The organism is Slackia heliotrinireducens DSM 20476, assembly GCF_000023885.1.
GTDB lineage: Bacteria > Actinomycetota > Coriobacteriia > Coriobacteriales > Eggerthellaceae > Slackia > Slackia heliotrinireducens.
On the sequence record NC_013165.1, the window covers coordinates 2824373 to 2847638 of the forward strand.

At 60.5% G+C, this 23266-nt stretch carries 23 protein-coding genes; 15 read left to right on the top strand and 8 right to left on the bottom strand.

All coding sequences use genetic code 11. The features are described from left to right. Nucleotides 1–13 precede the first annotated feature (13 nt). Complete coding sequence (locus SHEL_RS15755; protein WP_050749591.1) at nt 14–1921, bottom strand: InlB B-repeat-containing protein; 1908 nt, start codon at nt 1919–1921, stop codon at nt 14–16. 156 nt (nt 1922–2077) lie between these two features. Next, nucleotides 2078–3004 carry a radical SAM protein gene (locus tag SHEL_RS12560; RefSeq protein WP_012799658.1) on the bottom strand — a complete coding sequence of 309 codons (927 nt, stop codon included), beginning with the start codon at nt 3002–3004 and terminating at the stop codon, nt 2078–2080. 159 nt (nt 3005–3163) lie between these two features. Between SHEL_RS12560 and SHEL_RS12565 the strand changes: the two genes are divergently transcribed. Beyond that, nucleotides 3164–3838: an NUDIX domain-containing protein gene (locus SHEL_RS12565; RefSeq protein WP_012799659.1), complete on the top strand. Its 675-nt coding sequence runs from the start codon at nt 3164–3166 to the stop codon at nt 3836–3838. A gap of 159 nt (nt 3839–3997) precedes the next feature. On the opposite strand, the gene SHEL_RS12570 is transcribed toward SHEL_RS12565, so the two are convergent. Next, the gene (locus tag SHEL_RS12570) at nt 3998–5215 is read right to left on the bottom strand and encodes an iron-containing alcohol dehydrogenase (protein WP_012799660.1); all 1218 of its coding nucleotides are present in this window, start codon (nt 5213–5215) and stop codon (nt 3998–4000) included. 437 nt (nt 5216–5652) lie between these two features. On the opposite strand from SHEL_RS12570, the gene SHEL_RS12575 reads away from it, so the two are divergent. Continuing rightward, entirely contained in the window at nt 5653–6864 is a 1212-nt protein-coding gene (locus tag SHEL_RS12575; RefSeq protein ID WP_012799661.1) for a GNAT family N-acetyltransferase, read from the top strand. Here the strand turns inward: SHEL_RS12575 and SHEL_RS12580 are convergent. After that, nucleotides 6820–7137, bottom strand: coding sequence for an alpha/beta fold hydrolase (locus tag SHEL_RS12580; protein ID WP_012799662.1), 318 nt, complete (start codon nt 7135–7137; stop codon nt 6820–6822). The two genes, SHEL_RS12575 and SHEL_RS12580, sit on opposite strands and share 45 nt — an antisense overlap. 158 nt (nt 7138–7295) lie before the next feature. On the opposite strand from SHEL_RS12580, the gene SHEL_RS12585 reads away from it, so the two are divergent. Then, nucleotides 7296–7577, top strand: a complete 282-nt coding sequence (locus SHEL_RS12585; RefSeq protein ID WP_012799663.1) for a winged helix-turn-helix transcriptional regulator — start codon at nt 7296–7298, stop codon at nt 7575–7577. A 65-nt stretch (nt 7578–7642) separates the two neighbouring features. On the opposite strand, the gene SHEL_RS12590 is transcribed toward SHEL_RS12585, so the two are convergent. Beyond that, nucleotides 7643–8032, bottom strand: coding sequence for a winged helix-turn-helix transcriptional regulator (locus tag SHEL_RS12590; RefSeq protein WP_012799664.1), 390 nt, complete (start codon nt 8030–8032; stop codon nt 7643–7645). A 133-nt stretch (nt 8033–8165) separates the two neighbouring features. On the opposite strand from SHEL_RS12590, the gene SHEL_RS12595 reads away from it, so the two are divergent. Genes SHEL_RS12595 through SHEL_RS12605 form a run of 3 tightly spaced genes read left to right on the top strand, consistent with a single transcriptional unit; the run spans nt 8166 to nt 10818 of the window. Then, nucleotides 8166–8843, top strand: coding sequence for an alpha/beta hydrolase (locus SHEL_RS12595; protein ID WP_012799665.1), 678 nt, complete (start codon nt 8166–8168; stop codon nt 8841–8843). Between the two features lie 20 nt (nt 8844–8863). Further along, nucleotides 8864–10348: an amino acid adenylation domain-containing protein gene (locus tag SHEL_RS12600; protein ID WP_012799666.1), complete on the top strand. Its 1485-nt coding sequence runs from the start codon at nt 8864–8866 to the stop codon at nt 10346–10348. Between the two features lie 5 nt (nt 10349–10353). Further along, nucleotides 10354–10818 carry a GNAT family N-acetyltransferase gene (locus SHEL_RS12605; protein ID WP_012799667.1) on the top strand — a complete coding sequence of 155 codons (465 nt, stop codon included), beginning with the start codon at nt 10354–10356 and terminating at the stop codon, nt 10816–10818. A 27-nt stretch (nt 10819–10845) separates the two neighbouring features. Here SHEL_RS12605 and SHEL_RS12610 read toward each other — a convergent pair whose 3' ends face one another. Both SHEL_RS12610 and SHEL_RS12615 read right to left on the bottom strand, forming a co-directional pair. After that, entirely contained in the window at nt 10846–11625 is a 780-nt protein-coding gene (locus SHEL_RS12610) for a hypothetical protein (protein ID WP_012799668.1), read from the bottom strand. A 31-nt stretch (nt 11626–11656) separates the two neighbouring features. Further along, nucleotides 11657–12208 carry a DUF6652 family protein gene (locus tag SHEL_RS12615; RefSeq protein ID WP_012799669.1) on the bottom strand — a complete coding sequence of 184 codons (552 nt, stop codon included), beginning with the start codon at nt 12206–12208 and terminating at the stop codon, nt 11657–11659. Between the two features lie 432 nt (nt 12209–12640). Here SHEL_RS12615 and SHEL_RS12620 point away from each other — a divergent pair, with 432 nt between their 5' ends. From SHEL_RS12620 to SHEL_RS12660, 9 genes are all read left to right on the top strand, one after another. Continuing rightward, complete coding sequence (locus SHEL_RS12620; RefSeq protein ID WP_012799670.1) at nt 12641–13225, top strand: helix-turn-helix transcriptional regulator; 585 nt, start codon at nt 12641–12643, stop codon at nt 13223–13225. A gap of 133 nt (nt 13226–13358) precedes the next feature. After that, nucleotides 13359–14360 carry a glutaminase A gene (gene glsA, locus SHEL_RS12625; RefSeq protein ID WP_012799671.1) on the top strand — a complete coding sequence of 334 codons (1002 nt, stop codon included), beginning with the start codon at nt 13359–13361 and terminating at the stop codon, nt 14358–14360. Nucleotides 14361–14516: 156 nt separating this feature from the next. Further along, a complete protein-coding gene (locus tag SHEL_RS12630) occupies nt 14517–14996 on the top strand; it encodes a hypothetical protein (protein WP_012799672.1) in 480 nt (159 codons plus the stop codon). Nucleotides 14997–15173: 177 nt separating this feature from the next. Beyond that, nucleotides 15174–15785: a TetR/AcrR family transcriptional regulator gene (locus tag SHEL_RS12635; RefSeq protein ID WP_012799673.1), complete on the top strand. Its 612-nt coding sequence runs from the start codon at nt 15174–15176 to the stop codon at nt 15783–15785. A 99-nt stretch (nt 15786–15884) separates the two neighbouring features. Further along, nucleotides 15885–17615: an ABC transporter ATP-binding protein gene (locus tag SHEL_RS12640; RefSeq protein WP_012799674.1), complete on the top strand. Its 1731-nt coding sequence runs from the start codon at nt 15885–15887 to the stop codon at nt 17613–17615. Continuing rightward, complete coding sequence (locus SHEL_RS12645) at nt 17612–19357, top strand: ABC transporter ATP-binding protein (protein ID WP_012799675.1); 1746 nt, start codon at nt 17612–17614, stop codon at nt 19355–19357. The genes SHEL_RS12640 and SHEL_RS12645 overlap by 4 nt, the downstream gene beginning before the upstream one ends. A 24-nt stretch (nt 19358–19381) precedes the next feature. Beyond that, a complete protein-coding gene (locus tag SHEL_RS12650) occupies nt 19382–19966 on the top strand; it encodes an MptD family putative ECF transporter S component (protein WP_012799676.1) in 585 nt (194 codons plus the stop codon). 10 nt (nt 19967–19976) lie between these two features. Further along, nucleotides 19977–20702, top strand: coding sequence for an energy-coupling factor transporter transmembrane component T (locus SHEL_RS12655; protein WP_012799677.1), 726 nt, complete (start codon nt 19977–19979; stop codon nt 20700–20702). Further along, complete coding sequence (locus SHEL_RS12660; RefSeq protein WP_012799678.1) at nt 20699–22138, top strand: ABC transporter ATP-binding protein; 1440 nt, start codon at nt 20699–20701, stop codon at nt 22136–22138. Before SHEL_RS12655 ends, SHEL_RS12660 begins: the two co-directional genes overlap by 4 nt. 497 nt (nt 22139–22635) lie before the next feature. Here the strand turns inward: SHEL_RS12660 and SHEL_RS12665 are convergent, their stop codons facing one another. After that, nucleotides 22636–23199: a flavin reductase family protein gene (locus SHEL_RS12665; RefSeq protein ID WP_012799679.1), complete on the bottom strand. Its 564-nt coding sequence runs from the start codon at nt 23197–23199 to the stop codon at nt 22636–22638. Between the last annotated feature and the right edge of the window lie 67 nt (nt 23200–23266).

The window sequence follows — 23266 nt, forward strand, 5'->3', positions numbered from 1 at the left end:
CTTGCCCTGCCGTTTAATCCACCATGTCGGTATGGACATTGTCGAGCGCGCGAAGCAGGCTCCTAAGCTGGGCCGACTGACCGCAGGCATCGGACAGCAACGCGATCACGTAGGGATGGCCGGGATCCATGATGATGCCGCCGTCGTTAAACGCGTCATACACGCCGCCGTCGTTGATCCAGCCGGGCTTGCTGTGCACGGTGTAGGTCTGGCCGAGCTCGTAGTAGATGACGGAGCTGTAAGAATGCGTGTACAGGCTGCGGCACCACTTCGAATTCTGGTTCGTGTTCACATAGAAGTAGTCGTAGTTGCCGATCCAGATCTTGGCCAGGTCGTTCGCGGTAAGGAACGCGTAGTAGTGGTTGTAGTTGAAGTGGTCCGTGGTGTTCGTGTAGTTCATGAACCTAATCAGCGGGTCCGGACCCCAGTGGTTCTTGCAGGCATAGTAGGTCTCGTTGTTCGAGACGGTGATGCTCTGGGTCATGAGCCCCTGCCAGTACGGAGTCACGCTGCTGGGACTGTATTTGTTGACGGCCGCGATGTAGGGCGCCTTGATGGAACACGCCGAATACATGACCTGATTCGGGTTGTAGCAGACGCCGATGCCGGTTTTCAGGTCGACCATCACGAAGCTCAAGTCGTAGTTGTTTGCGATTGCGTTCGCGCGGGCTATAAGCCGCTGACCTGCGGGCGAATTCAAATTATAGCTGCCGCCGAACACCTTGAGCGATCCGCCGTACGAATCCTTGAGAGCCGTCATGGCCGGGGAATCGACCGTGGGCATGACGCCCGATTTCTCAAAGTAATACCAGCTGCCCGACACCTTGTACCAACCGGTGACCATGGCGCCCGACCCTTTGAGGTAGTACCATTTGCCGTCGACTTTCTGCCAGCCGGTGCGCATGGCCCCGTTTCCGCCCAGGTAGTACCAGGTGTCCGACACCTTGCACCATTCGGTGGCCATGGCGCCCGAACTCCTGAGGTAGTACCACTTGCCGTTGATGCTCTTCCAGCCGGTGCGCATGGCGCCGTCGCTGCCCAGCCAATACCACTTGCCGTCGACCCTCTGCCAGCCGGTGCGCATGGCGCCGCTCTTCTTGTCGAGGTAATACCAGGTGCCCGACACATTGCGCCATCCGGTGACCATGGCGCCCGACCCTTTGAGGTAATACCATTTGCCGTCGACTTTCTGCCAGCCCGTGCGCATAACACCGTTGCCGCCGAGCCAATACCATTTGTCGGAAACGTTCTGCCAGCCGGTGCGCATGGCCCCGTTGTTGCCGAGCCAGTACCACTTACCCGAGACCTGCTCCCATCCGGTCTGCATGACGCCGCTGCTGTCGAAGTAATACGTCTTGCCGTCCACCTTGAAGAACTTCGACGTCACGAGCGTGCCGTCGGCCAGGCGGTATTGATAGGTGCCGTCGGAACCTTTCACCCACCCGATCTTGCTCCAAACCGCGTATACGGTGCAGTCTTGGGTGAAGCTCGTTTCGGCAGTCACTTCGGTTCCGCCGGTCGTCGCCGTGTACCATCCCTCGAACACGTAGCCGTCGCGCGCAGGAGTGGGAAGGCTCGCCAGCAGGCCGCCCTCGTCGGTTTGGGCAAACGCTGGGTCCACCGTGCCGCCGTTTGCATCGAACGTGACCGTGAATACGATCGTCTCGGGGGTTTCGCCTTCGGCCTCCCCGTCTTCGGAGGCTTCGACCGCGGGCGTCTCTGCCGCAGCTTCGGCCCCTGCCTGGTCGCCCTCGACAGGTGCATCCGCCTGGGCGGCATCGGCCTGGTCGGCGGCGAACGCCGATTCGGGCGCGCCGGCAAACAGGAATCCGACCGTACAGAAAACGACCAGCATCGCAATCAAGAACCCCGCGGCATAACGCGTTTCCAGCTGCAGACTACGATTCGCTCGACACGCCATTGCTTACGCTCCTTATATAGTACGGTTCGGACATACCATCGCACAATGGTGAGATGTTCCAAAGTCAGGACATCTCGGTATGAAAAGCGGCGGTTTTGAAACTGCTTGAGTATCCATATACCACAGAAGATAACCCAAGGTCAACGGCTCTTTTTTCTAAAGGGAACCCTTCCTCCCGATGCGGTTCACGGCCGATGCGTCAATCTGCTCGATCGCGTAATCCAAATCGTCCAGCATCTCCTGGGTGTCAGGCCCCAGATACCCCACAAGCGGCACCACGTCCAACGGATGTGCCGCCCAGAACTCGCAGCCAGGAAGATTCAGACAGGAGATGAGTTCCTTTTCCTCCTGCAGGGTCTCCGTCTCATCGGCCAGCTCGAAGGCGCCGCGTTCGATGTCATCGTTCAGCTTGGTCCCCTCGTAGGCGGTCAGCGTGGTCATCAGAATCTTATGGGGCTTCGATGCGTTTTCCAGCTGCGCCGTGGCCCGCGCGTTCTCGATGCCGCGACCCCGCCCCGCCGCGCCCAGCATCAGCAGGTCGCAATGGCGAATTCCCGCCCTGCCCAAGCGCTCGCACTGCTCCAAGGTCTGCTGGGCCGAATAGCCTTTGTCGTAATAGGAAAGGACATCGTCCAGTCCCGTTTCCACACCTATATATAAGTCGTTCACGCCGGCGTCTTTCAGGGCGCGCAGGTCCTCGTCGCTCTTCCGTTCGATGTTGTCCGTGCGAGCGTACATGGTGAACACGGTTGCGTTGGGGAGGTAACGTTTGGCCAGATCGATGCGCTCGAGCAGCCTGTGCGCCGGCAGAGCGAAGGGATCGGCGCCCACGAAGTAGACCCGTTTGACCCGTTCGCAGTTGATGCCGCGGGAGCGGTAGCCCACACCCAGCCCAGCCGTTTCGGCCGCAGCCTTCGTGCGGGCCAGGAAGTCCTCTACCTCCTCGAGCGGCAGCATGCGGAACGGTATGTTGTGGAACATGCTGCAGAACGTGCAGGTGTTGTGCGTGCAGCCCTCCGTTATGGGAAGCAGGAAAGAATTCGCCTCGATGGGCGGACGGTAGACGGTTCCTTTGTATGCCACGGCAGCCCCTTCTTTCAGGACATTCCCCCAATAATGCCAACGTCCAAGGAAAACCCGAGGTCGACCTCGATCGTAGAGCATTAGTATACCCCCGCTACCCTGGTGACAAGGGTGAACAGCGATGCAAAACACGTGGCGGACGATGTCAGGAGGCCGACCATGAATGAAAACGGCGCAACCAGCAACGCGTTGGAGCGAACCGACCAGAACGACGAAGCGGCTTTCCTCCGCGAGTACAAGAAGAAAGAGTATCCAAAGCCGTCGTTAACGGTTGATATAGCCGTGTTTCGCCTGGTACATGGCGAATACGAAATACTCCTGGTCCGGCGCGGGAATCACCCTTTCAAGGGTTCCTGGGCGCTGCCCGGGGGATTCGTGGACCCTTCGGAAGACGTGCCTGATGCAGCACGTCGCGAGCTGTTTGAGGAAACGGGGTTGGAAAACACCCCTGTCGAATTGTTCGGCGTTTACGGAGCGCCCGGACGCGACCCCCGCGGGTGGACTGTGTCGGCCGGCTTCTGCGCTTTTGTGGAAGATTCCGCAGACGCGCAAGCGGGCGACGACGCAGCCGATGCCCGGTGGTGCGCGCTGTGCGCGATTCCAGCGGCGAGAACGCAGCAAGAGGACGTTTTGACGCAAGCAGGCGCGTCGGGCGGCTTTGCCGAGCTCAAGGTAATGTGCGGCGAAGACGAACCGCTCTTCGTACGCTACGAAATCATACCTGGTGCCTTCGGAGCTTCCCGGGCACACGTGACAGAAGCCGGCGGCTTCGCCTTCGACCACGCACAGCTGCTGGCAGACGCCTATCTCCAAGTAGTCGAGAGTGGATGCTAAACGCAGAAACCGGCCCTCGCAACGGCGGATCACGCCAATCGCAGGGGCCGGCCATGTGCCCGTCGCCTCGCCCACCCCTCCTTTGAACGATGCGACGGGAAACGTCGCGAAAAAGGGACAAAAGGCTCCGTCCCCGTTGTCCCTCTTACGTTGTCCCTCTTAGAAGAGGACTTCCTCGTCGAAGTAGACGGCGTTCAGCAGACGCTCCATCAGGCCTTGGTCGATAGGCCGGGGGTTGGACGCCGTGCAGGCGTCAAGCAGCGCGTTCGCCGCAACGGAACTCAGCTTGTCCTCGAACTCGGCTTGGGTGACAATGCCCTGTCCCGCCTCGACCTTGCGGCCGCCTTCGCCGTACTCGCTGATGCAGTTCGGGATGTTCATCTCATGGTTGAATGCCAAGCAGAACTGGATAAGCGCGTCGACCTTTTCTGCACGCGTGATGCCGCCGAGGTTTATCGCGTCGGCGATTTCCGCATACCGATCGGCTGCGACTGCGTTTCCGGCATTGTATTTGATAACCTTCGGCAAATACATCGCATTGGCGCAGCCGTGGATGATGTGCCCGCCATCGTAGACGGCGCCGGTCTTGTGCGCCATAGAGTGAACGATGCCCAGCAAACCGCTGGAGAACGCCATGCCGGCCAGGCATTGGGCATCGTGCATGGCGGCCCTCGCCGTCGGGTCGCCCTTGTAGGATTCGAGCAGGTTGCCTTGGATCATCTTGATGGCATGAAGTGCCATGGCGTCGGTATAGCAACTGCGGGCAGTCGACACGTACGCCTCAATCGCATGGGTCAGCGCGTCCATACCCGTGAACGCCACCAGCTTCTGAGGCAGTGCGGCGACAAGCGCCGGGTCGACGATCGCAACATCGGGCGTGATCTCGAAATCGGCCATGGGGTATTTGATGCCCTTGTGCACATCGGTGATCACGGCGAACGCCGTAACCTCGGTGCCGGTGCCGGATGTGGTGGTGATGGCGCAGAACTTCGCCTTCGTGCGCATTTCGGGCAGGCCGAACGGCGTGCACATCTGCTCGAATGTGATGTCAGGATATTCGTACTTGACCCACATGGCCTTTGCCGCATCGATGGGCGAGCCTCCGCCTACAGCGACGATCCAATCAGGGCCGAATTCCTGCATCACCTTCGCGCCTGCAAGCACGGTTTCAACGGAAGGATTGGACTCGATGCCTTCGATGAGCCTGGTTTCGAAGCCCGCTTCAGCAAGATTGGCTTCGATAGTGTCGAGGTGCCCGTGCCTTTTGATGGAGCCGCCGCCTATGCAGATGACGGCCTTCTTGCCCTTCAGTCCCTTCAGGGCGTCGAGGGCGCCTTCGCCATGGTAAACGAACCGCGGATTGATATATTGTTTCATTTGTTAGTCTCCTCTAATTTATAGTTGCATACACTTGTCATTGGACCCTGCGTACGATTCGGGCATCAACGCTCCCCCGCAGGCCATCGGTCGGCTTGCACTCGTCGAAGCACCTTGCAGCTGCATGCACGCACTCTCTAGAGGATGGTTCGAGCATATTCCCTCACCACCTACATAGCCCGTTAGTACTGCTCAGCGGCGTCCTAATCATGTCGAGCGGTGCAGAAACCGCAGGTGATGTGGGTATATTGTTTGTAAACTTGCGACCGCTGCGCTGCGGTGGCGGCATGGTATCGTTGCAGCCAGACACGGCGGGGCGGGACGACGGGGACGGAGGTTATTGTCCCTTCGTTGACGCATGCGTCAACGAAGGGACAATAACCTCCGTCCCCGTCGTCCCGCCCGGTCAAGAGTCGAATGAGATCAGGAGCTGTACTATGACCATCCTTGTACGGAAGCTGGAAACCGAAGCCGAACGGCTTCAAGCGGAGCATCTCATTGCCACGGCGTTTTTGCATGACCAGGACGAATCCGAGGCGAAGCAGAACGCCGAGCACCCCATGGGAGACGTATGGGGCGCCTTCGACGAATCTGCCCGCATGACCTCGGCCGCCACGACGATCCAGCATCGCATGACCTTTGACGGCGGCATCGTCGACTGCACGGAGCTCCACATGATAGGCACCCTGCCTGAAGCCCGGGGCGGCGGCGCAGCTCGCACGATGATGAACGCCATGCTGCGGGAATATCGTTCCGCCGGGCACATGTTCGCCCTGCTCATCCCCTTCTCGTTCGCGTTCTATAGGAAATTCGGCTTCGAATCTGCATCGGAGATGCTGGTGCAGAAGGCAGGCATCGACCAGTTTTCAGGGTTCCAGCAGGAACTTACGGCGAAGCGCGTCGAACGTCAGGAGGATGCTGACGCGGCCCGCAAGGTGTACGAGGCCTTCGCCCTTCGCTACAATCTCGCGAATCTGAAATCGCCGCGGGATTGGGAGCTCCGCGGCAACGGCGAAGTCGGCGAGCGCAGCTGGGACCACCGCGACAAGACCCACTACAGTTACCTGTTCCTGGACGAGGACGGAACGGCCCAGGCGTACTTCACCTTCGTCTACGTCGTCGGCCCCGAAACCCCCTGGACAGGAACATTGGCCGTGACCGAGCTGGCCTTCGCCACGCCCGACGCGCTGCACAGCGTGTTCGGATTCATATACGGCATGCGCGCCAAGGCTACCGGCGTCAGTATGGAACTGCCAGTTGACCTGGACCTAAGTGTATTCCTTCCCGAATGCGGCAACGTCGAGCGCAGTCTGGACGGCCACGTGATGGCCCGCGTGCTGGACGTCGAACGGGTGCTGCGCGCCATGCGCCATCCCGAAGGCGCCGGCGCATATCGCATCCGTGTGGAAGACGCCGTGCTGGAAGAAAACACCGGAACGTACGCGGTGCGGTTCGCCGACGGCAAGGCGACCGACGTTTTCAAGACCGATGAGGCCGCCGACCTGGAGGTGACGGTGGAAACCTTCTGCCAGCTGGCGGTGGGGCGCATCGATCTTAACGCAGCCCCATACCGGCCGAACGCAAAGCTGAACTCCAACGCCGACCTATTGAAACGCGTCTTCGTCAGGAAGCCAATGTATCTGCGGTAGCCCGTAGAGCCGCCGAGGTTCAGGTGCCCCGCGGGACAAAAGGCTCCGTCCCCGTTGTCCCGCGTAGACGAAGTCGAATCCGCCGGAATTCAGGGCCTCGCCGAAGGTGACGTAGAAGCGGTTGGAGTAGAAGTTCCCGTGGATGCCGGTGATGGCGATCAGCACCGTATCCGCCGGTTCGGCCGTGTCGCAGAACAGCACGCCGTCGAGCTGCGGGCCGCGCTTCGTGCGCACCTTGAGCGCAAAGCGGGATCCTTTCTTGTCCAGCGCCATGGCCTACCTCCTGATCCTGCAACGGTGTTCCGACGTGGAGTAGCAGGCGTTGCACGACACGCATCCCGAGTCGTCGCATTCGCCCGATTCCAGCTTGTGGGGAAACTCCGGGTCGAACAGCAGCGGTCCTTGGCCCCATCCTGCATGCGCTGGACATCGTGGGGCAGAAATGGAAGCTTCCCATCCTGTGGTATCTGCACGAGGCCGAGGCCACGCGCTACAACGAGCTGAAGCGCCGCATGCCGGGCATCACGAACACCATGCTCACCAAGTCGCTACGCGAGCTTGAGAAGTCGGGCCTTGTGGTCCGCCGCAGCTACGGCACGGTGCCGCCGAAAGTGGATTATTCCCTAATCGAAACCGGCCAGGCGCTGCTCCCCACCCTCAACGAGCTTTACAAGTGGGGCGAAGCGCACATGCACGGCGGCGTGAGCGCCTAAGCCGCCGCCAGACGGCTTGTGCGCCCGCGGCCATGCGGACGGATATGACGGAGGCAACCCGGCAGTTAGTCGACGCTGCCGGCAAGCACCTCGTTTTCGTGTTTGAATCCCCAACGCATGATCTCGTAGAACACGGGCAGCAGATCGCGACCCATCTCGGTGAAGCCGTACTCGACCCGCGGCGGAATCTCGTTGAACTGCTCCCGGAAGATGAGCCCGTCGGACTCCAGCTCGCGCAGCGTGGTGGAAAGCATCGTATTCGTTATGCCAGGAAGGTCCTTCTTCAGTTGGCAGAACCGTACGCGGTCATGCACGCAGAACTCGTAGAGCACCTGCGTCTTCCATTTGCCGCGCAGCATGGTTAGAAGAGGAGTCACCGGGCAGTTCCCCCGGTCGGTCAAGATGCCCTTCTTGACGTTCGCAAGATACTCCTCGTAGGACATATATTCGGCCATTACCCTACCCCCAATATAGATGTCCGTACTATGTATTGAAATACTGCGTACTTGATATTTAATTTGAACATAGTTTAATAAATGTACCACCAATTGCAAGCGCCGCTTTTCGGAGGAGGTAGCGACGTTGGTCATGAAGAAGCAATCCTTCGATGTCGAAGGCAAGACGGCGACGCTCTATCTCGGCGAATCCGAGAACAGCCCGCTGGTCGTGCTCAACACGTTTACCGGCGACGGCGCTTCGGTGGTCAAGGCCATGCGCTCCTTACAGGCTCCCGATTGCAGCCTATTGGTGGTGGGCAACCTGCGCTGGGATCACGACATGACGCCCTGGCACTGCCCTCCCCTTTCCGAGGACGACACGCCTTGCACCGGAGGGGCGAAGGATTACCTGGAGCTTCTGCTGGGACGCATCATCCCTGAGGCCCGCCAGACCATCGGCGGGTCGCCCGCCTACACGGCGATTGCCGGCTACTCGCTGGCAGGGCTTTTCGCCATCTGGTCGATGTACCAGTGCGGCGAATTCGCACGCGTGGCCAGCATGTCGGGGTCGCTGTGGTTTCCCGACTTCGTCGAATACGCCACGGCGCGCCGAACGGTCAGAACACCCGAGCGGCTGTATCTCTCGTTGGGAGATGAGGAGGCGCGCACGAACAACGCGCTGCTGAGCACCGTTGCCGACCGCAACGTTGCGCTGGCGAAGCATTACCGCAGGCAGGGCATCGATGTGACCTACGAGCTCAACCCAGGAGATCACTATCAGGATGCGGCGCTGCGCAGCGCCAAAGGCATCAAGGCAATCCTCGCCTAAGTCACGCGAGAAAGGATTTTATGGAGTTACAGACAGCAGGTACCATCTATGGGATGTTCGCCGACCAGGTGGCAGCAAGACCCCAGGCAACGGCGATCATCGAGAACGACCGCACGCTCACGTTCGCAGAACTGTCCGCCATGGTGGACGACATCGCGGACGGATTCCCTTCGCAAACGCGCTCCGTCGGCATCGTGATGCGCCACTGCGCCGAAATGGTGGCGTCCATCCTCGCGGTGCTCAAATGCGGGGCGTTCTACGTACCCGCCGAGCCCAGCTTCCCCATAGGACGCATCCACGAGATGATGGATGAAGCGGAAGTGGACTTCGTTGTGACCCAGGAGCAATACGCCGCCAAGCTTGAGGGGTACTGCAAGGTCTACTCCGACGGCCCGGCCGGCGCGGACAATCCAACCAATAACGGACGCATCTACAAGCAAGACCCCGACGCTTTGGCCTACATCCTGTTCACTTCGGGAACCACGGGCAGGCCGAAGGGCGTTTCCGTCACCAACAGCAACGTGTGCCACTACGTGCGCGCGTTCGCCCACGAGTTTCATCCGGGCCCGGGCGACGTCATGCTGCAGTACTCGGTGTGCTCGTTCGACATCTTCGTGGAGGAAGTCTTCGCCAGCCTGCTTTCCGGAGCGGCATGTGCCATCCCCACCGATGAGGACAAGGCGGATGTGACCAGCCTGATGGCCTTCGTGGAGCGCCACGGCGTGACGATGCTTTCCGGCTTCCCGTACCTGCTTGCCGAGATGAACGGCCTGCCGAGCATCCCGGCGTCGCTGCGCCTGCTGATCAGCGGCGGCGACGTGCTTCGAGGCTACCACGTGGACAATCTGGTGGACAAGGCCGAAGTCTACAACACCTACGGCCCGTCCGAAACCACCGTGTGCGCATCGTTTTTCCGCTGTCGGGACGGCCAGCCGTTGGAGGACGGCACCTACCCCATCGGCAAGGCGGTGCAAGGGGCCCAGATCAAAATCCTGGACGAAGACGGTTCGGAAGTGCCCGACGGCCAGGTGGGCGAGCTTTGCATTTTCGGTGGCGGCGTTTCGCGCGGCTACGCGGGCGACCACGAGGAGGAGAACCGTGCGTTCGTGCAGCTCGCAGACGGATCTACGATGTATCGCAGCGGCGATTTGGGTTATCTGCTTAACAGCGGCGACATCGCCTTCCTGCGCCGCAAGGACACGCAGGTCATGATTTACGGCAAGCGGGTCGAGGTTATGGAAGTGGAGTCTCGTCTCCACCAAATCGAGAACGTGCAGCAGGCTGTGGTGCGAGCCTTTACGGACGAAAAGGGGCTCTCCTACATGATCGCCTACGTGGTTCCGGGAGATGACGGACTTTCGGCGTCGCAGATTCGAAGCGACCTGGCACAGAACCTGGCAGATTTCATGATTCCCGAGTTCATCGTGAAGATGGACAGCATCCCGCTTAATGCGAACGGCAAGCCTGACCTAACGAAACTTCCCGTCGTGATGAAGGTGGCGTAAGGCCTATGAGCATAGAGATACGCAAGGCGTCGGCAGACGATTTGAAACTTTTGACGGAATGGCGCATACGGGTGCTGCGCGAGGTGTTTTCGACACCTGACGACGCCGACATGGAGGACCTGCGCGCCGCCAACGAGGCATATTATCGCGAGCATGTTCCCGACGGAACGCACACGGCTTGCTTCGCGGTGGATACGGGAAACGGGCGCATCGTGGGCTGCGGCGGAATCTGCTATCAGCACGAAATGCCCTCGCCGGACAACCCGACCGGCACCTGCGGGTACCTCATGAACATCTTCGCGGTGCCTGAACTGCGTGGGCGGGGCATCGGCCGCAAAGTGGTCGAATTCCTGATCGCCGACGCGCGTGCCCGCGGCATCGGCAAAATCTATCTGGAAAGTTCCCAGATGGCAAAGTCGCTCTACCGGTCCATCGGCTTCGAGGACCTGCCCGACTACATGAAGCTGTAACAAAAAAGTCAGGAGCGCCGTACGCCTCTAGTACGGCGCTTCGTCACCCACCCGGATGTCCAAACCATCGATGACCTCCCTCAGCGTGAAGTCCGAGGCGTCCACTCCGGCTGCGTAAAACATGGCTCGCACGTCCATATCCTCGTAACACCACACGTAGCAGGTCTCCCCGTCCAGGTCTATTTCCCGCACCCAAGTGGGCGAAACGCCCCCGATGGTCAGGTCGTGCACCGACGGGTCCATGGACACCCCGAACGCAACGTGGCTGTCCATGGATAGGCAACTTGAAAGGGAGTTTGCGGCCACTTCGGCCGTTGTGTAATCGTACAGAGGCTCAATCGGGCTGGCCCGCTTTCCCGGTTGCGCTTGGCTCGCGCCCCAGAACCCGGTTACAGCATATCGGCCCTCTTCGTACACATATTTGTCCATGCGAATCGCCGGGCACTTGGGCGACCCCGACGGCTGGACCACAAGAGCCTCGCCCGAATCGGGATAATCTTCGACCACCAGGACATCCTGCCCGCCCTCGGCAGCGGAGTCCGCTTCGGCGATCGTGTCGCGCCATTCGGCATTGGCTGGAACCTCTCCCGGATGAGCGTCCAGCACCATGCTGACACTCATGGGCTGGTCGAGAGGCGAAGACGGAACAACAGCGCAGGAATACACGCATCCGCCCAGTACAAGAACGGGAATGGCGACAATTGCAACTGCCGCAACCGTGAGAACATTGCGCGGTCCCCTATGCGGAACCGCGCCTCGTCTCGGCCCTTCTATTCCTCCGTTTCCCGCATATCCACGTTCGTCCATTCGCATATCCTTTCAGGTTCAATCGCCACGTCTAGGCAGCAGCCGCCTTCGGCGCCTGCTCGCCGTCCGTTTCCCTCACCATCCCGAAAAGCACGATTGCAGCCACGACATCGGCGACGGGCACCGCATGCAGCATGATGAGGAAAGTCGCCGTGCCTCCGCCGACAAGCCCCTGCTCGCGGGCGCGTGCCGCAGCAACAAAACCGTACGACGACGTGAGAAGCTGCAATGCGTACCCCATCACGATGAACATGGCCATTGCAATGGGCACCGCGAAGATGAGCCCAGGCACCACTGCCAATGCGACTAAGATGGTGAACCCGCCGAAGAAAAGCAGCAGATAGAAGGGGATCAGGCACAGCTTGAGCAGCATCCCCCAGAACGTCAGCCTTCGCAGACTGCCCACGCCCCGGTCCGTATACGCACTGACCACGTTCATCACGCCGGCAAGCGGCGGCATGACAACCCACAAAAGCTCCGCGAGATCGCCACACTCCGGTCTGACGATGTCCACGGGAATCCAACCGCAATAGACCGCTGCAAGAAGAAGCACGGGCGACAGGATTCTGATTGCTTTGGGCATGATGTCCTCCGTTCAAAGGCAGAAACAAGCAGGGCGGCTTACCTGACACGCCGCATGCCTTTCGCCGAGTTCAGCCCCTTCATCTGCGGATGCGCCGATTACTGGCGGCATCTTGCGGCTCTTTTGGCCGCGTCGGTCAACTCCTTTGGCTCTTGGCTCCTTTGGAATCCCGAGAATTCCGCATAATGAAGAACAATTGTAAGGAAAGCAACAAACAGCCCACTGACACCGAGCCGGCACACATGCGCCGCAATGCCCTCCACAGCAGCCCGATAAGCTGGTTTCAGCCATGTCGCTAAGGACGAAATCCCAGGTATTCGGCGTTGTAAAGTAGTTTTGACAGCGCCGTCGGCCTCATGCAGGCTCATTTGACAGACGATGGAGACGAAAACATGTAGGGTGAGGCCTGCAAGGTAAGGAAAAGGAGGATACATGGAAGTCGGCAAGACGATCAAGGACCTGCGCACCAGGTCGGGAATGTCTCAGGAGGAACTCGCGAAGAACGTGTTCGTGAGCCGCCAGACAGTATCTAGCTGGGAGAACGAGAAGTCCTATCCGGACGTGCAGAGCCTCGCGTTGATTGCAGAGCTTTTCAACACCTCCATCGACGCCCTCGTGAAAGGAGACCTAGCCATGATCGATCTGAGAATTGCAGAAGCCGAAGTGAAAACCCTCAAGCGTAATGCAACCCTGTACGGAGTTCTTCTCGCGGTGTCCCTCGTGATCATGGTGGTGGCGTTTGCCCAGGAGAACTGGCTTGCCCTCGCATCGGGCGCAGTCGTGTGGGCGCTGTCGCTGTACTTCGCCTTCCTTGTCGACCACGACAAAAAGAAGTACGACGTGCAAACCTACCGTGAAATCAGGGCGTTCTGCAACGGAGTGCCCATCGACGAAATCAAGGCGCAGCGCGAATCCAAGCATCGGGGTATAGACATTATGAAGAAAGCAATCATCTGCGGAGGCGCCGGCGCAGCCGTCGGCGTGGCGACGGCGTGGATCGTGCGCCTGTTCTCGTAGAAAACGGATGCGACTCAGCCTGTGCGCCGCGCTTCAAGCGCGGCGCACGTTTCGCGCCCTTTACGGCAACGGCCACTGTGATGCATAATCGAGCCATCACAAGACCGAAAGACCAGCCGTGAGAGGAGCCGTCATGCAGCAAGACGACCAAGAACTGCACACCAACGCCGAAATGCCTGATTGGCGCCACGATGCACACGTGCTTGAGGAGCACCTGCAACACGCCTACGTACTGGGATGCAAGGTGCTCGGACAAGGCCATGTGGCCACCTACATTCCCGAGCTGGCGCGCGCCGACGCGTATGCGTTCGGTCTGGCGGCGCAAAGGACGGACGGCACCATGGTCTGCTGCGGCGACGTGGACACGCGGTTCTCCGTCCAAAGCGTAGGCAAGGTCATGAGCCTGGCCATGGCCCTGAAGATCTTCGGCACCGAAGAGGTGTTCTCGCACGTGCTGATGGAGCCTTCGGGCGACTCGTTCAGTTCGATCATCAAACTGGACACGAAAAGCGACCTGCCATTCAACCCGCTGATCAACGCAGGCGCCATCCAGGTGGTAAGCCTGCTTGCCAACCACGTGGAGTTTTCCGACATCCTCAAATTCGCACGCCGTATGTGCCAGGACGAGGACATCGAACTCAACGAGCCCGTCTACCGCTCGGAGGCGCTCACGGGCGACCGCAACCGCGCCATCGCGTACCTGCTGAAGAGCAAAGGCGTGCTCATGGCCGAGCCAGACCTCACGCTGGACCTGTACTTCAAGCTGTGCTCGATGAACGTGACCGCGAAGTCGCTGGCCACGCTGGGGTTGGTGCTGGCCAACGACGGGCAGAACCCCATGACCGGCGAGCACATCATTTCGCCACGTCACGCGCGGGCCATCAACAGCATCATGTTCACCTGCGGCATGTACGACGGGTCCGGCGAGTTCGGCGTGAAGGTGGGCATCCCCGCCAAAAGCGGCGTGGGCGGCGGCATCGCCTGCAGCGTGAAGGGGCGCATGGGCATCGGCGTGTACGGCCCGGCGCTGGACGAGAAGGGCAACAGCGTGGGCGGCCTGGCATCGCTGGAATACCTGTCGCACGCCCTGCACCTGCACGTGTTCGACTACCATCCCTACATCATCGACGAGTAGGCCCAGGCGAACGGCGGAAAACGCCGCACCCCGTCGACATGGCGCATGTCAAGGCGGGTTGGGGATGTCAGGGTTTACAACGGGATCATTGAGGCTTCGACCTTGTTGGTTCCCGATTTCGAGAACGGACCGTCTACGTTAGGAGGATGCGCGACCATGAAGTTCTACAAAGGCATTGCACTGTTCGCGATTGCAGCAGCGTTATCGGTGGCCATGACGGCATGCGGCGGATCGGATACCCCTGAATCCACTGACGGCGACGGGACGCCTGGCGTCGAGCAGCTGACCGACGTGAGCGGCGCCGAGGTCCGTCTGGGCGAAGGCGTGACGGAAGCAACCGTCGATGTCACCCTTGCAGAAGGCGAAGCGCTCGTCATCATGGCGAACTTCGAGTCGAACCCTGGCGAGGTCATAACCACCACCAGCATGAACGGTGAGGAGTTGGGAAGCGATTGTTTTTACGACGGCTACGGCTACACGGAGATCGGCTATGATCCCGGCGACTACACCGTCGACATCAGCGCGCCCGAGGCCACCGGCACCATGTGGGTTCTTGCCTACCCCGCCAACCAGGTCGATGTCATGACCATGGATTCCCAGGAGATTGTCGAAACGGTCCTGAGCGACGTCAAATAAACCATATGCACACGCAAAAACGCGACGCATGGACACAGCACCTGCGTCGCGTTTTTGCTGCCTGCCGCCGAAACGGGACGACGCCGATTATCTCTCTTGACAGCATCATCGCGCCGCATTAGGATAACGTCGTTATCGATAATAAGGTTATCAGCTGAGGGAAGAAACTGAAGCATCGTGGCCAAACCCGACGAGAGCATAGACCCGCGCATCTTGGAAAGCGCCCGGAAGGAATTCCTTTCCAAACCCTTCGACCAGGTGTCGTTGCGGGAGATCTGTGCGCAGGCGAATGTGACCACGGGCGCTTTCTACAAGCGTTACAAGAACAAGGAGGAGCTGTTCGACGCGGTTGTGGCTCCCACGCTGGCGCTGGTAGCGAAGTATTCCGACCAGCGGGAGTCCATCAGTTATGACCGCCTGAGCGCGAAGGAGCTGCAGCTCATCTGGGAGCTCACGCCGGACACCCAGCGCGAAATCATCGATATGCTTTACGACAACCACGACGGCTTCCGCCTGCTGCTGTGCCACGCCGAAGGAACGCGCCATGCCAACTTCATCCACGACTTCGTGAACGACGTGACCGCCCGATCGTACCGCTTCATCGAAGAAGCCCACAGGCGGGGCATCATCGATGACGTGATCGACGAGGAGGAGTTGCATATGCTTCTGACGGCCTATTGGTCGACCATGTTCGAACCCATCGTCCACGGTCTTCCCCGGGAGAAAGCCATCCAGCACAGCAATATTGTTGCGAAGCTGTTCGATTGGACCGCCGTGCTCGGATTCTAACAGAATCGGCCGATCCGGACGGGCCTCCGAGGAGGCCTTGTTTTCGACATATGAGTTAGCTTTTTCTAACATTTATAGGAAAGGAGCTGGCCAAGGACCATGTTCAGCAGTGTGAGACCCTATATGGGGGCATACATCGTCTACACCGTGCGCGCAGCCGTCGCCATCAGCGTCGCGGTCATCCTAGGCGTGGTGCCGTACTTCTTCCTCTACCGGATCATCGCCCCGCTTGTGGCGGGCGGGCAGATGTCCTTCCAAACCATCCTGATGTACGTAGGCCTAACGGCGTTATGCCTGTTGGGAAACGCGGTGCTGTATGTGCATGGCCTATCGCTCAGCCATAAGTCCGCCTTCAACACGTTGAAAAACCTGCGCATAGCGCTGCAGGGCAGGCTGGAGTCCCAGCCCCTCGGGGCCATCCGCGACCTGGGCAACGGGCGCATCAAGAAAATGTTCACCGACGACATCGACACGGTGGAGCTGCTGCTGGCCCACGCCATTCCCGAAGGCATCGGCAACCTGTGCGTTCCTTTGGCCGTGCTGCTCGCCATGTTCTTCGTCGACTGGAAGCTGGCGCTGCTCTCGTTGCTGTCGCTCCCCTTCGGCATCTGGGCCATGGGCATGATGATGAAGGTGGGTATGGATCGCATGGGCGCCTACTACGCCGCCGGCGCCAAAATGAACAACACCATCATCGAGTACGTCAACGGCATGGAAGTGGTGAAGGTGTTCAATCGCGACGGCGAAAGCTACGCGCGCTTCGAACGCGACATCGACTACTACCGCGACATGACGCTGGACTGGTACAAGGTGTGCTGGCCGTGGATGGCCCTGTACAGCAGTGTGCTGCCCTGCGTCGCACTGTTCTCGCTTCCCGTCGGCGGCTGGTTCGTGCTGCAGGGCTGGAGCTCCTTGGCGGACTTCATCCTGGTCATATGCATGTCCTTCTCAGTGGGCACGCCGCTTTTGAAGGCAATGGCGTTCGGCGGGAAGATTCCCCAGCTCAACTTCAAAATCCAAGAGCTCGAACGGCTGCTGGAGCACCCGCCGCTGAAGGCCTCCGACCGCGATTTCGAGGGCGCAGGACATGACATCGCGTTTACAGACGTCTGTTTCAGCTACAAAGACGACGAAGTCATCCACGACGTGAACCTTGAGATTTCCGAAGGCCAGATGGTGGCCCTGGTGGGCGAGTCCGGCTCGGGCAAGTCCACCCTGGCGCGGCTGCTGGTGCATTTCTACGACCTGGACAGCGGGTCGATCACCTTGGGCGGCCAGGACATTACCAACATGCGACTGGAAGCGCTCAACGATCGGATCTCCTACGTTGCCCAGGAGCAGTTCCTGTTCAACACCAGTCTGCTGGAGAACATCCGCATCGGCCGACCGGACGCCACCCGTGAAGAGGTGCTGCGCGCGGCTCACCTGGCCCAATGCGACGACTTCCTGGAGCGCATGCCCAACGGCATCGACACCATGGCCGGCGACGGCGGCAAGATGCTTTCCGGCGGCGAGCGTCAGCGCATCTCGCTTGCCCGGGCTCTTCTCAAAGACGCCCCGGTCATCGTACTGGACGAGGCGACGGCATTCATCGACCCCGAGAACGAGGAGAAGATGAACGCGGCCATCTCCGAAGTGATCAAAGGCAAAACCGTGCTGATCATCGCGCATCGCCTGCATACCGTGGTGGGTGCGGACAAGATCGTGGTGCTGGACAACGGGTCGATCGATGCCCAGGGAACCCACGAGGAGCTGCTGCAAAGCAGCGAGACCTATCGACGCCTATGGACCGCCGCGCAACAGACGGCCGAATGGGAGGTGCGGGCATGATTCAGCTGCTGCAACGTATTCTTCGGCTGGCGGGAAGCTACCGCAGACGCATCTACGCCGCCGCCGCGTTCTCATTCCTCAAGGCGTTCTTCAGCAAGGCGCCCCTGATGGTGGCCTTCCTCCTGATCGCCGGCTTCATCGAGGGCTCCGTTACGGGCTCGACCTGCATCATCGTCGGCGCAGCGCTCGTGGCGTGCGTCGCCGTCCAGTGCATCTTCCAGTACCGCGCCGACAGCCTGCAATCCGCCGCCGGCTTCGAAATCCTCGCCGACTGGCGCAAGGACCTGGCCGCGCACCTGCGCCGCATGCCCATGGGCTTCTTTACGGAAGGCAACATCGGGCGCATCAGCTCGGTGCTCTCCACCGACATGGTCTTTATCGAAGAGAACCTGATGACGGTTCTGGCCGACCTGATGAGCTACCTGTTCGCCGCCGTCATCTTCGCCCTGTTCATGCTCGTCTTCGACTGGCGCCTGGGGCTTCTGACGCTTGTGGTCATGGCGCTCATGTGGGCCGTCGGCGAAGCCATGAAGAAGAACACGCTCATGCATTCGGACGAACGCCAGCGCGTGGCCCAGCAAGTGACCGACGCCGTGATCGACTTCACCGAGGGCATGGGCATCATCAAGACCTACAACATGCTGGGTGAGAAGTCGAAGGAGCTTTCGCTCAGCTTCGAAGACAACTGCGAAGCCAACCTGGCCTTCGAGTACGACTATGCCCCGTGGTCGTTCGCCATCCGGGCCATCTACGGCCTGGGGTCGGCGGCCATGCTGGCGCTTGCGTGGATGCTGTACCAGGACGGCACGCTAAGCCTGGCGTTCTTCGTCGGTATGCTTATTTTCGTGTTCGAGCTGTTCACGCCGCTGCTCTCCTTCTACGGGCAGGTGGCGCGCCTGACGGTGATGAACGCGTGCCTCGACCGCATCGAGGCCGTGTTCGCCGAGGCCGAGCTGGCCGACACGGGCACGGACACGCTGCCGGCAACGGCGCCCGCGGGCGTACCCGAGATCGAATTCCGCAACGTGAGCTTCGGATACGACAAGCGCACGGTGCTCGACAACGTGTCGCTTTCCGTCGAGAAGGATTCCATGTGCGCCCTGGTGGGGCCGTCCGGCTCGGGCAAATCCACCATCGCCAACCTGCTCCCCCGGTTCTGGGACGTGCGCGCAGGCGAAGTGCTCGTGCGCGGCAAGGACGTCCGCCAGGTTCCGTTGGCCCAGCTCATGGACAACATCTCCATGGTGTTCCAACGCGTATACCTGTTCCAGGACACGGTGTTCAACAACATAGCCATGGGGCGTGCGGACGCCACCCGAGAAGAGGTCGTGGCTGCGGCGCGCAAGGCGCAGGCCTACGACTTCATCATGGCGCTGCCCGACGGCTTCGACACGGTAATCGGCGAAGGCGGCGCGAGCCTGTCCGGCGGCGAGCAGCAGCGCATCTCCATCGCACGCTGCATCCTCAAGGACGCTCCCATCATCATTCTGGACGAGGCCACGGCATCGGTGGACGCGGACAACGAGAGCCAGATTCAGAAGGCCATCGGCGAGCTGGTTCAGGGCAAGACGCTGTTGGTAATCGCGCATCGCCTGAACACCATCGCCAGCGCAGATGAGATTCTGGTTGTGGAAGACGGCCGCATCGTCGAGCGCGGAACCCACGAACAGCTCATGGCGGCGCAGGGCCCCTATTGCAACATGGTAGTGAAAAGGGACGCCAGCGTGGGCTTCACCCACTAGGCGCCCGTGACGAAAGGATTTCCAATGGACAGCAAAATCAATTCGAAAGACCTGATCAATGTCGGTATTTTCACGGCACTGTACTTCGTGGTCTGCATGGTGGTGGCCTTCATCGGGTTCATTCCCATCCTGATGGTCATCATGCCCGCCGCCTGCGCGCTGATAGGCGCCATCCCGTTCATGCTGTTTCTGACCCGCGTGGACAAATTCAGCATGGTGACGCTCATGGGAACCATCCTGGGCCTGGTGACCGTGCTTATGGGACGGCCTTTGCCGGCGCTTCTGTTCGGCGTGGCCGCCGGCCTGCTTGCCGACCTGTTCCTGAAGAGCTCGAACTACAGCAGCACAAGCAAATCCGTTGTGGGCTGCGCCATCTTCAGCCTGTGGATCATGGGCATGGCGCTGCCTATGTTCTTCGGCTACCACGACGCCTATCTGGAAAGCCTGCGCTCGGGCTACGGCGACGCGTACGTGCAGACCCTGGCCGGCATCACGCCTGACTGGATGTTCTTCGTGAACATCGTTCTGATCTTCGTCGCGGGCCTGGCGGGCGGCTTCATCGGCTCGAAGGTGCTCAAGAAGCACTTCGTGAAGGCCGGCATGGCGTAATCGCAGGCGCATGCAGTACTTCCAGTACACAAACGAGAACTACAGGAGCGCGCTCGATCCGCGCACGAAGCTTGCCATGCTGATCGCCATCAACGTGGTGGTCATGGGCACGGGGTTCGACGGAATCGACTATGTGCTGCGGGTCGCGTGCGCCCTTGTCCCGCTGGTGTGCTTCTTCATCATCCGCAAGCCGAAAGCTGCGCTGGTATACGGCGTAATCTGCGTGGCCATGCTGCTTACCGAGAAGCTCGTGATTCCCAACACCCAAGGGGTGCTGAACCTGGTGATCGTGTTCACCACGGGTGCGTTCTCGCGCTTTTTGGCGGGCATGGCCTTCGCGTATTACGTGTTCGCGTCGACCACGGTGAGCGAGTTCGTGACCGCCATGAAGCGTATGCACATGCCCGACCAGATCACCATTCCCCTGTCGGTCATGTTCCGTTTCTTCCCCACGCTGGGTGAAGAAAGCAAGGCCATCAGCAACGCCATGCGCATGCGCGGCATCGGCCTGGGCGGAACCAAGGGCGGCGTGCTTTCGCACCTCGAATACGTGATCGTGCCCCTGATGATGTCGACGCTGCGCATCGGCGACGAGCTGTCGGCGGCGTCGCTCACGAAGGGGCTGGATGTGGGCTGCCCGCGCACCCACATCTGCAACGTGCGGTTCGGCGCGCTGGATTGGTTTTTGGTGGCGGCAAGCATTGCGATGCTCGGATACATGCTGGTCATACGATGATTCATCTCGAGAACATATCATTCGGGTACAAAGGGACCGACGCTACGGGCGCCAAGCTCTGCACGAGCGGCGTGCGGGATGTGAGCCTGCACGTGGGCCCGGGCGAGTTCGTCGTGGTGGCTGGCGGCTCCGGCTGCGGGAAAACCACCATAACGCGCCTGATCAACGGGCTGGTACCCCATTATTACGAGGGCGAGCTCGAAGGGCGCGCCCAGGTGTGCGGCCTGGATGTGCGCACGACCAAGATCAGCGACCTGTCGGCGCACGTGGGAAGCGTGTTCCAGAACCCGCGCAGCCAGTTCTTCAACGTGGACACCACTAGCGAGCTGGCCTTCGCCTCGGAGAACCGGTGCATCGACCCGGACCAGATACGCGCCGACATCAGGCGAGTCGTGGGCGAGATGAACCTGGAGCCCTTGATGGACCGTAGCATCTTCGCGCTTTCGGGCGGCGAGAAGCAGAAGGTCGCCTGCGCATCGGTTGCCGTGGCCGAACCGGAAATCGTCGTGTTGGATGAGCCGTCGTCCAACCTGGACACGGCTGGCATCGACGATCTGCGCAGCGTACTGGCCCTGTGGAAGAGCAAGGGCAAGACCATCGTGGTGGCCGAGCATCGGCTGTACTACCTGGCCGACCTTGCAGACCGCCTGGTCATCATGAAGGAAGGCCGCATCGTTGAGGAGCTGGACGCCTCGCAGCTGGCATCCATGACCAGCAAGGACGCCTATTCGCGCGAGCTGCGAGCCTTCGATGCCGTGGACATTCCAGCCGGCCTACTGGACCGTGACGCCAAGCGCGGGAACGCCGACACGCTCGTATGCCGTGATTTCGAATTCCGATATCGCAACTCCGACAACGGCATCAGCATCCCGCACCTCGAATTCGGCGCAGGGCAGATCACGGCGATCGTCGGGCGCAACGGAACAGGCAAGAGCACCTTCGCCCATCTGCTGTGCGGCCTTTTGCGCAAGGGGCGCGGCACGGTCGAGTTCGGCGGACGCGTCTTCAAGCCGAAGGAGCGCACGCAGCTGTGCTACATGATCCTGCAGGACGTGAACCACCAGCTGTTTACCAGCAGCGTGCTTGAGGAGGTCGTGCTGAGCGCGCCCGCCGACATGCCGCCTGACCAGGCTGAATCACGTGCAAGAGAGGTACTCGAGCAGCTGGATCTGGCCCATTTGGCCGACGTGCACCCTATGGCGCTTTCGGGCGGGCAGAAGCAACGCGTCGCCATAGCCAGCGGCGTCATGGCGGAAAACCCGGTGCTCATGTTCGACGAACCCACCAGCGGGCTCGACCTTCCCCACATGCGCCAGGTCGCGGACCTGCTGCGCACCCTGCGAGATGCAGGCAAGGTAGTCATCGTCATCACCCACGATACCGAGCTCATTCGCGAGGCGGCCGACCGCGTAGTGGAGCTGCCTGTTCGAAACTAGCCTCAGATGCCGACAGCGCAGCGCGCACCCCGCCGAATCGCCTCGGCAGAGCCATCCGTGCAACGAGAATCGGGATTTTTGTGCACTTAGGAGGATAATCTGCACGCAACCGCGTCATCTTCGCTTTTTAGTCAGTCTTATAGCAAACGTTACGCCACAATCTTGACTGCTCTGTGGCGTATCGTTTGCTGCTTCGACCATCAGAGGCATGCCGACGCGTGATTTGTTACAGATTATCCCCCTAAGTGCACACGAAAACCGATTCTCGTTGCACGGACACACATCATGGGGCGCCCATCCGTGTTGTCCACCGCCGTCGACACGAATTCGCCCCCCAACGACGGCGCGCACCATGTCTCCGGCCGCATAAACAATTCGCGCCATCGTCCTGCGACAATCGCATCATCGCCCTGCTGATCCGAGACACGAAAACCCCGCGCCAACATCCCTTGCGAGACGATGGCGCGGGGCGTCTTTCCGTCAGCTGTCTGGCGAGCTTACATCAGTTTCATGCCGGCGTCCCAGGCACCGCCGACCTCTTCGCCCACCACGCGGTAGATGCGGCGCGTGCTGTCGTAGACGATCGGGCGCATCTTGTCGAAGTCCACGCGGCCCTTCTCGTCAAGCACCGACTCGTCCACACGGGTGTTCACGATGCGGCCCACGATGCGCGCGCCGTGCTCGTCGCCCTGGACGTCCGTGACCTCGCACTCCATGGTCAGCGGGAACTCCTCGATGACCGGCGCGTCCACGAACTCGGACTTCGTGAAGGTCATGCCGGATGCGGCGGCCTTGTCAACCTTGTTGCCCGTGGCGATGCCGAAGTAGTCGGCCTCAACCACGTGCGCCGCGTCTGCCGGCGATACGGTGAACGCGCCCTTCTTCACGATGTTGGCCGTGGTCTTGTGGTCGCCGATGTTGAAGCAGATCTCGTGGCGGCTGCACTCGCCCGCCCACGCCGCGTTCATGGCGTTCGGCACGCCGTTCTCGTCGTAGCTCGCGATGATGAACACCGACTGCGGGAACAGTTCGCCTGCGCTGCCCAGATTCTTGAATGCCATACGTATCATCCTTTCAATCCGCTGTGGCTGACAATCATTCCAACAGGAGTATGATTCATCGCTAGAG